14 protein-coding genes are annotated in these 12,795 nt (G+C 66.7%); 2 read left to right on the top strand and 12 right to left on the bottom strand.

Translation table 11 applies throughout. From position 1 onward, the window contains the following. The first annotated feature begins 66 nt into the window (after positions 1-66). The gene (trxA, locus tag FHU39_RS18165) at positions 67-396 is read left to right on the top strand and encodes a thioredoxin (protein WP_183322117.1); all 330 of its coding nucleotides are present in this window, start codon (positions 67-69) and stop codon (positions 394-396) included. A 618-nt stretch (positions 397-1,014) separates the two neighbouring features. On the opposite strand, the gene FHU39_RS18160 is transcribed toward trxA, so the two are convergent. The 8 genes from FHU39_RS18160 to rpmH all read right to left on the bottom strand — a co-directional run bounded on the left by FHU39_RS18160 (position 1,015) and on the right by rpmH (position 6,591). After that, positions 1,015-2,112 (bottom strand): ParB/RepB/Spo0J family partition protein, encoded by a 1,098-nt coding sequence (locus FHU39_RS18160; protein ID WP_183322116.1) that lies wholly within the window; start codon positions 2,110-2,112, stop codon positions 1,015-1,017. Beyond that, the gene (locus FHU39_RS18155; RefSeq protein WP_343065988.1) at positions 2,109-3,239 is read right to left on the bottom strand and encodes a ParA family protein; all 1,131 of its coding nucleotides are present in this window, start codon (positions 3,237-3,239) and stop codon (positions 2,109-2,111) included. The genes FHU39_RS18160 and FHU39_RS18155 overlap by 4 nt, the downstream gene beginning before the upstream one ends. 66 nt (positions 3,240-3,305) lie before the next feature. After that, positions 3,306-4,061 (bottom strand): 16S rRNA (guanine(527)-N(7))-methyltransferase RsmG, encoded by a 756-nt coding sequence (gene rsmG / locus FHU39_RS18150; RefSeq protein WP_343065987.1) that lies wholly within the window; start codon positions 4,059-4,061, stop codon positions 3,306-3,308. Positions 4,062-4,072: 11 nt separating this feature from the next. Next, the gene (locus FHU39_RS18145; RefSeq protein ID WP_183322115.1) at positions 4,073-4,618 is read right to left on the bottom strand and encodes a Jag family protein; all 546 of its coding nucleotides are present in this window, start codon (positions 4,616-4,618) and stop codon (positions 4,073-4,075) included. Between the two features lie 107 nt (positions 4,619-4,725). Then, positions 4,726-5,715, bottom strand: coding sequence for a membrane protein insertase YidC (yidC, locus tag FHU39_RS18140; protein WP_246336704.1), 990 nt, complete (start codon positions 5,713-5,715; stop codon positions 4,726-4,728). Positions 5,716-5,783: 68 nt separating this feature from the next. After that, positions 5,784-6,062, bottom strand: coding sequence for a membrane protein insertion efficiency factor YidD (gene yidD / locus FHU39_RS18135; protein ID WP_343065986.1), 279 nt, complete (start codon positions 6,060-6,062; stop codon positions 5,784-5,786). Positions 6,063-6,066: 4 nt separating this feature from the next. Then, positions 6,067-6,417, bottom strand: a complete 351-nt coding sequence (gene rnpA / locus FHU39_RS18130) for a ribonuclease P protein component (RefSeq protein ID WP_183322114.1) — start codon at positions 6,415-6,417, stop codon at positions 6,067-6,069. Positions 6,418-6,453: 36 nt separating this feature from the next. Continuing rightward, on the bottom strand, positions 6,454-6,591 hold the full coding sequence (gene rpmH / locus FHU39_RS24380; protein ID WP_183322113.1) for a 50S ribosomal protein L34: 138 nt from the start codon (positions 6,589-6,591) through the stop codon (positions 6,454-6,456). 478 nt (positions 6,592-7,069) lie between these two features. On the opposite strand from rpmH, the gene dnaA reads away from it, so the two are divergent. Further along, a complete protein-coding gene (gene dnaA / locus FHU39_RS18120; RefSeq protein ID WP_183322112.1) occupies positions 7,070-8,497 on the top strand; it encodes a chromosomal replication initiator protein DnaA in 1,428 nt (475 codons plus the stop codon). A 530-nt stretch (positions 8,498-9,027) separates the two neighbouring features. On the opposite strand, the gene FHU39_RS18115 is transcribed toward dnaA, so the two are convergent. From FHU39_RS18115 to FHU39_RS18100, 4 genes are all read right to left on the bottom strand, one after another. After that, the gene (locus tag FHU39_RS18115) at positions 9,028-10,173 is read right to left on the bottom strand and encodes an alpha/beta fold hydrolase (RefSeq protein WP_183322111.1); all 1,146 of its coding nucleotides are present in this window, start codon (positions 10,171-10,173) and stop codon (positions 9,028-9,030) included. A gap of 38 nt (positions 10,174-10,211) precedes the next feature. Beyond that, positions 10,212-10,511 (bottom strand): hypothetical protein, encoded by a 300-nt coding sequence (locus FHU39_RS18110; RefSeq protein ID WP_183322110.1) that lies wholly within the window; start codon positions 10,509-10,511, stop codon positions 10,212-10,214. A 92-nt stretch (positions 10,512-10,603) separates the two neighbouring features. Continuing rightward, positions 10,604-12,298 (bottom strand): PHA/PHB synthase family protein, encoded by a 1,695-nt coding sequence (locus tag FHU39_RS18105; protein ID WP_221185670.1) that lies wholly within the window; start codon positions 12,296-12,298, stop codon positions 10,604-10,606. After that, positions 12,298-12,777, bottom strand: coding sequence for a MaoC family dehydratase (locus FHU39_RS18100; protein ID WP_183322109.1), 480 nt, complete (start codon positions 12,775-12,777; stop codon positions 12,298-12,300). The genes FHU39_RS18105 and FHU39_RS18100 overlap by 1 nt, the downstream gene beginning before the upstream one ends. Between the last annotated feature and the right edge of the window lie 18 nt (positions 12,778-12,795).

Raw genomic sequence — 12,795 nt, 5'->3', positions numbered from 1 at the left:
GACTCTGATCTTCTTCATTCCCAACGTAATTCAGCGCTAACAGATCAAGGAAAGGACCCTCACGCAATGGGTGCAAACACCAAGGAAACGTCCGACGCGACCTTCGAGGCCGATGTCCTCAAGAGCGACAAGCCGGTGCTCGTCGACTTCTGGGCGCCCTGGTGCGGGCCGTGCAAGATGATCGCCCCGATCATCGAGGAGATCGCCGAGGCCAACGCCGACAAGATCTCCGTCGTCAAGCTGAACACCGACGACAACCCGGCCACCTCCGCCAAGTACGGCATCACCGGCATCCCGACGCTGAACGTCTACCAGAACGGTGAGGTCGTCAAGACCATCGTCGGCGTCCTGCCCAAGCCCAAGCTGGTCAAGGAGCTCGAGCCGTTCATCGGCTGATCTCTCCGCAGTGCGAAGGCGGCTCTCCCGGCTGGGAGAGTCGCCTTTTGCGTTGCTGCTGTTGGGTTTCCGGGTTGCGTGCAGTGGACGGTGCTCTGTGGCTGACTGTCGGGGGTGCTCTTCATCCTGTTGGCCGGAAGGACAAATCACGCGACTCAACTGATCCTGCCGTGCAGTTGGTCGATCAGGTGATGAGCCCATCTCCCGAGATCGACCAAGCCACGGCCACGTCGCATACTCGAGAGTCGAATCCGTCCTGACTGCAACGTATTTCAACTCCAAAGGCACTTCGGTAGGCAGCGAAGGCGGTGGGCAGGTCGTCGTGCCCGGCCTATGCAGCGGAACGGAGCGCTAGCGGAGTGCAGCGGAGTGAGTCGGGCACGGCGGCCTGGTCGCCGCCCGACCAAGCCAACCACGGGTGCCGTGCGGGGACCTCGATACGCCCTCGCCTAGCGGCTCGGGCTACTCGGCCACCGCTGAGTAAGTACTTCGGTGACCGCTGGGTGAGTACTCGGTGACCGCTGAGTGATTACTCGCCCAGCGGCTCGGGCTACTCGGCCACCGCTGAGTGAGTACTCGTCCGGTTCCGCCGCGAATTCTGTTGCGTCGCAGGGAAATTCAGTCGTGAGAGACGCCGAGTTGGTCCATGATGCGGTGCAGGTCCTCGACGCTGGCGAACTCGACGGTGAGCTTGCCGCGCTTCTTACCGAGGGCGATCTTGACGCGGGTGTCGAGTTGGTCGGACAGGCTGGCGGCGAGGGAGTCCAACTGCGGGTGGTGCTGGCCGGCGCGCGGGGAGCGGCGCACCGTCTTCTCCTGGTCACCACCGAGCGCGACGATCTCCTCGGTGCTGCGGACGGACAGGCCCTCGGCGACGATGCGCTGGGCCAGCCGCTCCATGGCGGCCGCATCCGGGAGCCCGAGCAGGGCGCGGGCATGCCCGGCGGACAGGACACCCGCAGCGACGCGGCGCTGCACGAGGGCGGGCAGCTTCAGCAGCCGCAGGGTGTTGCTGATCTGCGGCCGGGAGCGGCCGATGCGGCCGGCCAGCTCCTCGTGCGTGCACCGGAAGTCGTCGAGCAGCTGGCCGTAGGCGGCGGCTTCCTCGAGCGGGTTGAGCTGTGCACGGTGCAGGTTCTCCAGCAGGGCGTCGCGCAGCATGTCGTCGTCGTCCGTGCTGCGGATGATCGCCGGGATCGACTCCTTACCGGCCGTCCTACTCGCGCGCAGGCGGCGTTCGCCCATGATGAGTTCGTACTCGATGCCCGCATCGGCGCCGGTGTCGGCGGGCAGGCGGCGCACCACGATGGGCTGCAGAACACCGATCTCACGCACGCTGTGCGCGAGTTCGGCAAGTTCGTCCTCGTCGAAGACCGTGCGGGGCTGGCGCGGGTTGGGCCGGATCGAATCCACCGGCAACTCGGCAAAGGCCGCTCCGGGGACCTCCTGCAGAACGGGCGCCTCGTCGGCGTGCGGCGCCTCGTCCGTGGCAGCCGTGACGTCGTCAGCGACGGTGTGCGTGCCGTCGGCATCGACTGCTACCGAGTCGTTGTTTCCCGTGAAACCAGCGTCGCCGGACTGTTCACGGGTCGCCGTGGTGGCGGCAGCACCGGGGAAAAACACGTCGGACGGTCGGGGACTCCCGGTGGTGGGGGTGGGTGCTGTCGGTATCAAGGCACCGAGGCCGCGCCCCAGTCCGCGTCGTTTTTCGCTCACTCGGCAATCGTAGTGCTACGCGCCGCCAGCTCTTTCGCAGCCTCGGCATAGGACAGCGCGCCGCTGCTGGACGGGTCGTAGGTGAGCACGGTCTGCCCGTGACTGGGTGCTTCGGAGATCCGCACGGAGCGCGGAATCGTGGATTTGAGGACCTGGTCGGTGAAATGGTTGCGGACCTCGTCGGCAACCTGCGCCGACAACCGGGTACGCGCGTCATACATCGTCAGCAGGATGGTGGACACGTGCAGTTCGGGGTTCAGGTGAGCCCGGATCAGCTCGATGTTCTTCAGGAGTTGGCTCAGCCCCTCCAACGCGTAGTACTCGCACTGGATCGGAATGAACACCTCACGTGCGGCGACGAACGCGTTGACCGTGAGCAGCCCAAGGCTCGGCGGGCAGTCGATCAGGATGAAATCGAACACGCCGGGAGCGCCCGGGTGCTCCTGGTAGTGCTCGATGGCGCGCTTCAACCGCGATTCGCGCGCGACGAGCGACACCAGCTCCAACTCGGCGCCGGCCAGGTCGATGGTCGCCGGGGCACACCACAGACCCGGTATGTCGGGGCATTCCTGGAGCACTCCGGCCAACTCCTGGTCCTCCACCACCACGTCGTAGACGCTGGGAACCTCGGCGTGGTGCGGGATGCCGAGGGCGGTGCTCGCATTGCCCTGGGGATCGATGTCGATGACCAGCACCCGCAGGCCGAACTGGGCGAGTGCCGCCGCCACGTTCACCGTGGTCGTGGTCTTACCGACGCCGCCCTTCTGATTGGAGATCGTCAACACCCGTGGCTGGGCCGGTTTGCCGACGCTGCTGCCGGCCAGTGCCTGGCGGCGCCGCGCGCGGTCGACCAGCTCGTCGGCCAACGGCGACGTGGACGGTGCGTGCTCCGGACCCTGTGCCGTCGCGCCGTCGACCGATGTTTCACGGGAAACCGGCTCCGGCACAGTGGCCGGTTCCGGTGGAACAACGGGATGCTCCGCGGTGCCGGCCGGGACCGGGTGCAACGCGCCGACGAGTACGGTCGGGTGCAACCGCGCGGCATTGCGCCAGCCGACCGGCTCGGACGACGACGCCACCGCAGTCGTGGGTTCGTGCCACCCGGTGGGCAGTGAACTCGTCGTCACTGTTCGCCTCTCCCTTGGTCCTGGTGCTCGGCTCCGCCGGCTGCGTAGTTCGGCAGAGAAGTGCTGTCAGCGGTTGTCCGCGGAGCGCCCACTCGGTGCCCGTTTGCGACGATTCGCCCTCTTCGCGCTGGACGGACCCAGTCGACGAGGAGTCCCGATCGCCAAACGCGCAACGGTCGTGGGTTCGTCCAACACACCGACGCCGCACTCGGTGATGTCGATCGAGGTGACTCCGACCTCGGTCAGCAGCGAGCGACAGCCGTCGATCTCTTCGGCCACTGACGCACCCTTCATCGGCAGCCACCATCCGCCGGGGCGGACGAGGGGTACGGACCACACTGCCAGATTCTCCAGCGCGGACACCGCGCGGGAGGTCACGACGTCTGCCGCGGGCACTTCGTCCCACAGCGCCTCCGCGCGGCCACGCGCGACCTGCACGTTCGTCAGCTCGAGTTCCTCGACCACCTCGTGCAACCACCGGACCCGACGCAGTAGTGGTTCGACGAGCGTCACATGCAGGTCCGGGCGGCGGATCGCGATGACCAGTCCGGGAAGTCCGGCCCCGCTGCCGACGTCGATCACCGTGGCGTCCTCGTCGATCAACTCGGTGATGACCGCACAGTTGAGGATGTGGCGCTCCCACAGGCGCGGGGTCTCACGAGGCCCCAGCAGACCGCGGATCACGCCGGAACCGGCGAGGATCTCGGCGTACCGGAGGGCTTCCGGCAGCCGGTCGGCGAAGATCCGCTCGGCGGCCACAGGGGTCTCCGGGACCGCGGCGGTCTCCAACCGCTCGGTCTGCCGTGCGGAATCAGGTTTCACGTGGAACGTCCTCAGTCGTCCGCGGGCAGAACCACCACGAAACGCCGCGGTTCGGCGCCTTCGGACTCCGAGCGCAGACCGCCGGCGAGCACCGCATCGTGGACCACCTTGCGTTCGAAGGCGGACATCGGGTCAAGTGCGACCCGCTCACCGTCCGCCTTGACCGACGCAACCGCCTCCTGGGCGATCTTGACGAGCTCAGCGCGACGGTCCGCCCGGAATCCGGCGATGTCGAGCATCAGGCGACTGCGGTTGCCGGTCTCGGCCTGGACCGCGAGGCGCGTGAGTTCCTGCAGCGCGTCCAGCACCTTGCCGTTGGGGCCGACCAGGCGACGTGGCACACGGCCCTCCTCGGAGTCGACGATGGAGACCGAGGCCCGGTCCCCGTCGACGTCGACGTCGATGTCGCCATCCATGTCGACGATGTCCAGCAGGGTCTCCAGGAAATCGGCCGCAACCTCCCCCTCGCGATCCAGGTCGACGGCCTTGCTCGGCTGTGCTGCCACGTCCGAGGACTCCTCCGCGGAGAGCGGATCGTGGGTGGTCACGTCAGTCATTCTTCACTCCAGTGCAGTTGGTCAGGTGGTCGAGGCGGCGGAGTCTCGCGGAGCGAGCCGCCCACGGCGATCACGCCACAGCGGATCGACGCTCGAGCGCGAGGGTGCTACCGCTTGCGCTTCTTGTTGCGTTTGGGCTGGACTCGCTGGCCACCCGACTTGCCGGCGGTGCCGCCGTCGGCGGTAACCAGTCCCGGGCTGCCGGGCGGTGTCTTGGACTTGGCGAGTTCGACCGCCGAGGTGTCGGCCGCCTCGTCGTCGTGCGAGTGCAGACCCGGGATGCTGAGCTTGGTGATCGGCTTGCCCTTGGCCTTGCGGCGTTCCTCGAGCGCTCGCTCGGCCTCGGAACCGGGGGCAGGCATCCGGCGAATGGTGTAGAACTGCTGACCCATCGTCCACAGGTTGGTGGTCACCCAGTACAACAACACACCGATCGGGAAGTTCACACCGGAGATCGCGAAGAACACCGGCATGATGTACATGATGTACTTCTGCTGCTTGGCCAGCGGATTGTCCAGGGCGGACGCCGGCATGTTCTTGCGCATCAGCTGGTGCTGCGTGGTGAACACCGTGACCGACATGATGATGATCAGCGCGATACACAAGGTCCGGGTGGCGCCCACCGGCGAGTCTCCCGGGTGCAGGAACGCCGAGGACAGTTTGACGCCGAAGAGAGTGGAGCTCTCGGCCTGCGCGGCCAGGCTCCTGGTCATCACACCGATCGGGTGATGGGTGCCGTGGCCGATGTCCTTGAGCCGGTCCAACACCCGGAAGAGTGCGAAGAAGAACGGTGACTGCAGCAGGATGGGCATACAGGACGAGAACGGGTTGGTGCCCGTCTTCTTGTAGAGCTCCATCGTCTCCTCAGTCATCTTCTGACGAGACTCGGCGTCCTTCTTGCCCTTGTACTTCTTCTGGATCTTCTGGATCTCGGGCTGGATCAGCTGCATCCGCCGCGACGACTTGATCTGCTTGACGAACAGCGGGATCAGCAGGATGCGCAGCACGATCACCAGGCCGACGATGGACAGGGCCCAGGTCCAGCCGCTCGCCGCCGGCATGCCGATCGCCGTGAACGCCTTGTGGAAACCCACCATGACGAAGGCGACGAACCATTCGAGGGGGTACAGGATCGTGTCGAAGAAGTCGTAGATGGCGCAGTCCTTTAGTTCAGCGGCGCCGGCGTGGGTGTGCCGGAGCGGTCCGCGGTGTCAAGAGGCGGAACGTGGTCGACACCGCCGGGGTTCCACGGGTGGCAGCGGGCCAACCGGCGGACGGTCAGCCAACTACCCCGGAAGATCCCGAAACGGGTCAGCGCGGTGATCGCGTAGGTGGAGCAACAGGGGGTGAAACGGCAACTCGGCGGGAGCAGCGGCGAGATCAGCAGCTGGTAGAGCCGGACCAGCCAGATCAGTGGCCTCGCGAGCAGCTGACGCAGTGTCACGGGATCACCCGCGCCTGCGACGCACTGCCGCGTCCAGCAATCGGTCCAGATCGTCACGCAGGAGCGCGGCCGGCGCGGTCCCGGCGGCCGGGGTTGCCCGGATCACCACGTCCAGCTCGGTCGGCAGGCCCGGCAGCAGGTCGGCCATCTCGTGCCGCAACACCCGCTTCGTGCGATTGCGGATCACCGAATTGCCGACCGCCTTCGACACGACCATGCCGACCCTGCTGATGTCTCCGCGGGGCGGTGCCACCGTGACCACGAGTCGTGGACCCGCGGCCCGTCCGGAACGACGACTGCGCAACACTGCGGTGAAATCCGCACTGTCGCGCAGTCGATGCTTCGTCGGCAACACCTCGCCCGACCCAGCGCCGAAGCCCCCGGGGGTCGCTCAGGCCGAGATCTTGGCGCGGCCCTTGCCGCGCCGAGCCGACAGGATGGCGCGACCGGCGCGGGTGCGCATGCGCAGACGGAATCCGTGCGTCTTGGCGCGGTGGCGGTTGTTCGGCTGGAAGGTGCGCTTGCTCACTGTCGTCTCCGTCGAAATGTGCGGGCCGGTGTCGGCCCGGGTCGTGCTTCGGTCACTGGGATCTTCGCGGCACGTAGGACGCATGACGTCCACCTGCCGGAGGCAACCGAACTGGTCGAGGCAGGTACGCGCGAAGATGGTTCCGATCTACGATACGGGCCGCCGACGGACAGGGTCAAACCGAGCGCGACCACGATGCGGCCGCGGCCAAACCCACCATGAAACCGGTGATCGCCGCCCGCTGCCACACGCCACGCCGACGACGGAAAAAAATCTGCGCACGCGGCTTGCCGGACAGCAGTTCAAGTTGTTAGCGTCAGCGTCTTCCCGGTCAGTTCACCTTCCCGCGACAACGGCACGCCCAGCTTCATTCACAGCCTGTGGATAACCATGTGGATGACGGGCGTAGCATGTGCACAGCGGAGCCGTGCTGGACCCACCGTGAATACCGCCATCTGCCAGGGAGGACGCAGTTACCGTGAGCGAACCGGACATCGATCTCGCTCACGTCTGGCACGGTGCGATGCTCGGCATCGAGGACTCCGGCATACCCGCCCGGGACCGCGCCTATCTGCGACTCGCCCGGCTCGCCGGCCTGGTGGGAGACACCGCCCTGCTCGCGGTTCCGTTCGACCACACCAAGATCTTCGTCGAGACGACCCTCAAGGACCCCATCTGCTCGGCGCTCGGTGCGCAACTCGGCACCGACATCCGGCTCGCGGTCACGGTCGACGAGAGCCTCCGCCCCGCGGAGGAGGAGATCACCGAGCAGCCGCGTCCGGCCGGGCCGGAGCTGTCCGACGCCGAGGAGGACCTGTTCAGCGCGGCCGCCGCTCGCGACCGGTCGCCGGTCCTCACCGAGCCGGTGCCGGACGCCAGGCTCAATCCGAAGTACACCTTCGAGACCTTCGTGATCGGCGCGGGCAACCGCTTCGCCTGCGCCGCCGCCCAGGCCGTCGCCGAGACACCGGCCCGCTCGTACAACCCGTTGTTCGTGTATGGCGACAGCGGACTCGGCAAGACGCACCTGCTGCACGCGATCGGCAACTACGTGCGCAACTACTACCCGCACATGCGGGTGCGCTACGTGAACTCCGAGGAGTTCACCAACGACTTCATCAACTCCATTCGCGACGACAAGGCATCCAGCTTCCAGAAGCGGTACCGCGACAACGTCGACGTGCTGCTGATCGACGACGTGCAGTTCCTGCAGGGCAAGGACGGCACGCAGGAGGAGTTCTTCCACACCTTCAACGCGCTGCACAACAGCGAGAAGCAGATAGTGCTCACCTCCGACCAGCCGCCGAAGATGTTGTCCGGTCTGGAGGACCGCATGCGATCCCGCTTCGAGTGGGGCCTCACCACGGACGTCAAACCGCCGGATCTGGAGACCCGCATCGCCATCCTGCGCAAGAAGGCCGTGGCCGACTCGATGCAGCTGCCCGACGAGGTGCTCAGCCTGATCGCCAGCAAGGTACCCAGCAACATCCGGGAGCTCGAGGGTGCGCTGATCCGGGTGACCGCCTACGCGTCGGTCTCCAACCAGCGCGTCACCGAGGAACTCGCCGGCCGCGTCCTGAAGGACCTGATGCCCTCCTCCGGGTCCGGCCAGATCAGCGCGATGGCGATCATGCGGCAGACCGCGAAGTACTTCGGCCTGTCCGTCGAGGAGCTGTGCGGGTCGTCCCGGTCGCGGACACTGGTCAATGCCCGCCAGATCGCGATGTACCTGTGCCGGGAACTCACCGACCTGTCGCTGCCCAAGATCGGTCAGCAGTTCGGCGGCCGCGACCACACCACGGTGATGCACGCCGATCGCAAGATCCGGCAGCTGATGGGTGAGCGGGCGCATCTCTACGAGCAGATCAGCGAACTCACCACGCAGATCCGCCGCGCCACCGCCTGATCCGGGCGTCGTACACACCGCTTTCCACAGCACCTGTGGAAAGCGGCACCTCCGCGCAGGCTTGTCCGTCCCCCCGCACGACGTGTCGTGAGTCGACCGCGCCAGGACGGGGGCGCCGATCCGCCGCCCGTCGCAGCAGCTTGTCCACACCCTGTGGACAAGCATGTGGGTATTCTTCCTGATGTGACTGATGTGACACCTGGTGTCTCCACATCACGCGGTGTACAACACCGCTGACCCTGTGGACAACTGGGCCGACACACCACGTCGGGTTGCGAACAGCCTGTGGACAACAATCTTCGTCCACCGAGCGGCGAGGTTATCCACAATCTGCGGCCACAGGCCGTCCACAACCTGCTCGGGCGGTATGACGCCCCACACCGGAGTTATCCACAGTATCCACAGTTGCGACTACTACTACTGACCAGAGAACAATGACGATTTCGTCATTGACCACTGGGGATTCACGGCACATACGAAAACTCCCCCGCCGGCCGGGGCCGACGAGGGAGCCTTGACCACCCAGGGCCTCACGCCTTGCGCGCGAGCTCCTTGGTGCGGGTGTTGTTCCGCGCCGCGATCGCACGGAACACGTTCGTCCATGCGCCTTCCAACGCCGCATGGCCCATGAACAGGCCCAGGTGACCGGCGGTGACCAGCTCCTGGTGCTGCTCCCGCTTCGGGGTCCCGACGTGGTCGGCGAGCGCGAACATCTGCTCCGGAGGGGTGATGTGGTCGGTGGTGCCGGCCAGCATGAACACCGGGCAGGTGATGTTGCCCAGGTCGACGAACTCGCCGCCGACCCGCAACTTCTGCTGGATCAGCTCGTTGCGGATGAACAGGTGCTCGACGATCCACAGGTAGAACGCACCGGGTACGTCCTGGCCCCACGCGAACCAGTTCTCGAAATCGGTGTAGCGCTGGACGTAGGCGTCGTCGTGGATGTGGCCCCACAGCGCCGCCAGCCGGGAGATCTCCTCCGGAGGCTCCAGCATCTTGAAACCGATGATCTGGTTCTCGCCCAGGTGGTTGCCCCGGCCGAGGTCGACGAGTTTCTCGTAGAAGCGCATCTCGCCGCGAGCGCTGAGGCCGCGCACCCACTCCTGGATGGCCGAGTGACCGGCGTGGAAGTCGATCGGTGCCCCGGCGACGGCCAGGCTCTCGACCGACTCCGGCCGCAGGGCCGCGTAGATCGCTGCGAGCCAGCCGCCCTGGCAGTCACCCACCAGGTTGATCCGGCCACCGAGCTGCTCGACGGTCTCGTCCAGGATCGAGACGAAGTCCTCGATCGACGACGACGCGGTCAACTCGGTCGCGGGGTTCCAGGAGAGCACGTAGACCCGCTCCAGACCCGCGTCACGCGCGGTCCGGACCTGACTCTGCTCCGCCGAGTAGTCCACGATCGTCGACGCGTGTCCGGCCTGGGGAGGCAGGATCACGGTCGGCGTGCCGTGCTCGGAGGTGGAGAAGTCCAGCAGCGCGGCCTGCGGCCAGCTGCGGACTGTCCGGTGCCGGGTGGACCAGGAGGGCTGGGTCCGATCGGCGACCGTCTCCCACCAGTGCAGCAGGTCCTCGGTGAACCCGACGGTGGTCAGCCGCGAGTGCGCGAGCGCGGAGCCCGCGTAGTCGAGCCAGCCGTTCCAGATCGAGAACGCCGCGTCGGTCGGAGCCTGCACCCAGCGTTCTCGCTGAGTGCGGGCTCGTTCCCCGGCGGTCACTTCAGGGCGTCGCGCGCCGCGGTCGTGAACGCGTTGCTCACCTCGGTGACGAACGAGGCGTAGGCCGTCGCCAGCGCGTTGACGAAGTCGATCTGCGAGGCTCCGGCGGCCTTCTCCTCGAAGTCGACGAGGCCCTTCAGGGTCTTCTCGTAGGCGTCCAGCGACAGGTTGCCGCTCTTCTTGGCAGCCTCGATCATCTTCTCGTTCAGCTCACGAACGCGGGCAGAAGCTGCCTCGAGGTCGGGGGTGAACGCCGCAGCGGCGTCGGCGGCCGGGTTGCTCTTGGAAGTAGCCATGATGTCTCTTGTTCCTCTCGTTGCGATCGATCCAGTACCGAACCGATCTCCTGCAGACGATGTTAGCAAGAGTCAGCTAACTATGCAAAGAGTTAGTGCCGCACGTAGGTGCCGGGTGCGTCCTCCAGCGGCTTGTACTTGCGGTTGCCCAGCCTCTTGGGTGCCGGCACCAGCTTGCCCGCCCGCGCGACCGACCATTCGATCCAGTCCTCCCACCAGGACCCGTCCTGCCGGGTAGCTTCCTCGCGCCATTCCAGGGGGCTCTCCGGGTTGTCGGCGCCTGCGGGCAGGGCCTCGAACCAGGCCTTCGGTGACGGCGGGTTGACCACCCCGGCGATGTGCCCGCCGGAGCTGAGCACGTAGCGCACCTCGCCGGTGAACAACTGGGTGGCACTGTACGACGTGGTCCACAGCACGATGTGGTCGTTGACCGCGCCGACGACGTAGATCTCCGAGTCGACGTCGCCCAGATGCAGGTGCTGGCCGCCCAGCTCCATCTCGTCCTTGGCCAGGCGGTTCTCGCCATACAGCAGGCGCAGGTAGCTGGAGTGCATCGCCGCCGGCATCCGGGTGGCGTCGCCGTTCCAGGCGAGGATGTCGAACGGCTGCGACGCCTTGCCCAACAGCCAGCGTTCGGGGATGTAGCGGAAGATCAGGTCGCGGGCTCGCAACAGGTCGAACGCCAGGGCCATGTCGTTCTCGTCGAGGAAGCCGGTCTCGCCCATCCGCACGTCGATGCGGTCCAGCGACTGCGGGTCGACGAACGCCGCCAGGTCACCAGGCTCGGAGTAGTCCAGGATCGTGTTCAGCAGGGTCAGCGTGCCGAGGCGGGTGTCCTGGCGCGCCGCCAGGTGGGCCGCCGCCATCGACGCCATCGCCCCGCCGAGGCACAGCGACAGCACGTCGATCGTGTCGCTGCCGGTGACCTCCTGGACGATGTCCATCGCCTGCAGCACGCCCTGCTCCAGGTAGTCGTCCATCGTGACGTCGGCCATCGATGCGTCCGGGTTGCGGTAGCTGATCATGAACACGGTCCGGCCGTGCTGCACCGCCCACTCGACCAGGCTGCGGCTCGGCGCCAGGTCCATCACGTAGAACTTGTTGATCCACGGCGGGCTGGCCAGCAGCGGGATCTCGTGCACCTGCTCGGTCTGCGGGGAGTACTGGATCAGCTCCATCAGGTCGTTGCGGTAGATCACCGACCCCTTGGTGGCGGCCATGTCCTCGCCCAGCGTGAACACCGAGGCGTCGACCTTCTCCGGCATACCCTTGCGCTCCACCAGGTCGGACAACGCCAGCTTGGCACCGTCGACGAGCGACCTGCCGGCCGTGTCGAGCGCCTTGCGCATGGCGACCGGGTTGGTCAGCAGGAAATTGGTGGGTGCCGCCGCGTCGGTCAGCAGGTGGGCGGTGAGGGCCGCCTTCAGGTCGGTGAGGTCGTCGGTGTGCCCGGCCGCGAGCACCTCGTCCACGTAACGGCAGACCAGGTCGTAGAACTGGCGGACGGCGAAGTAGTAGGCGCTTTCGTCCCAGGACGCGTCCGAGAAGCGGCGATCCTTCGGGTTGGGCTCGATCGGTGGCGCGACCGGCACAGAGAACGCCTTGCCGGCGGCCGCGAACGGCAGCGTCGCCAGTCCGGTCATCAACCGGACCCCCGCGACCGCCATCGGTGCGGGGTTGCGGGCCGCCTGACCGATCGCGGACGCCGTCGCGGTCGTCCACCCCAGCGGGTCCAGCTTGGCCTGGATCTTGGTGAGCATGTCCGGCTCGTTCTTGTCAGTGACCATCACTGCTCCTCGTAGTAGCGGAAGAGTCCGTCGGTCACACAGACCGGCTTGGAATTGTCCGGCACGGTGAACGTGCCGCGGTAACGGACCTGGACGCCGCCGGCCACCGGCTCGACCGACACGATGTCCAGGGTCATGCTGACCGGCGATCCGGCCGGCACCGGCGCCGGGAAACGCACCTTCTCCAGCCCGTAGTTGACCACCTGGGCGGCGTCGGTCACCTGCAGCACCTCCCACATCAGCGCGGAGGCGAGCGACAGGGTGAGGTAGCCGTGCGCGATCGTCGTCCCGAACGGCCCGGATCTGGCCCGCTCCGGATCGGTGTGGATCCACTGCCGGTCCTCGGTCGCCTCGGCGAAGGCGTTGATGCGCTCCTGGGTCACCTCGATCGCAGGGGCGGTGCCGACCGTGGTCCCCACCAGCGACGGAAGCTCGGCGATCGTCACGCGGACCGGGAGCTGTGTGTCGGTGTCTGTCATCTGGTTGTCGTCCTTGCG

The sequence above is a fragment of the Flexivirga oryzae genome (assembly GCF_014190805.1).
Classification (GTDB): domain Bacteria; phylum Actinomycetota; class Actinomycetes; order Actinomycetales; family Dermatophilaceae; genus Flexivirga; species Flexivirga oryzae.
The sequence above is the reverse complement of the archived record's forward strand: the minus strand, read 5'-3'. Positions and strand labels throughout refer to the sequence as shown.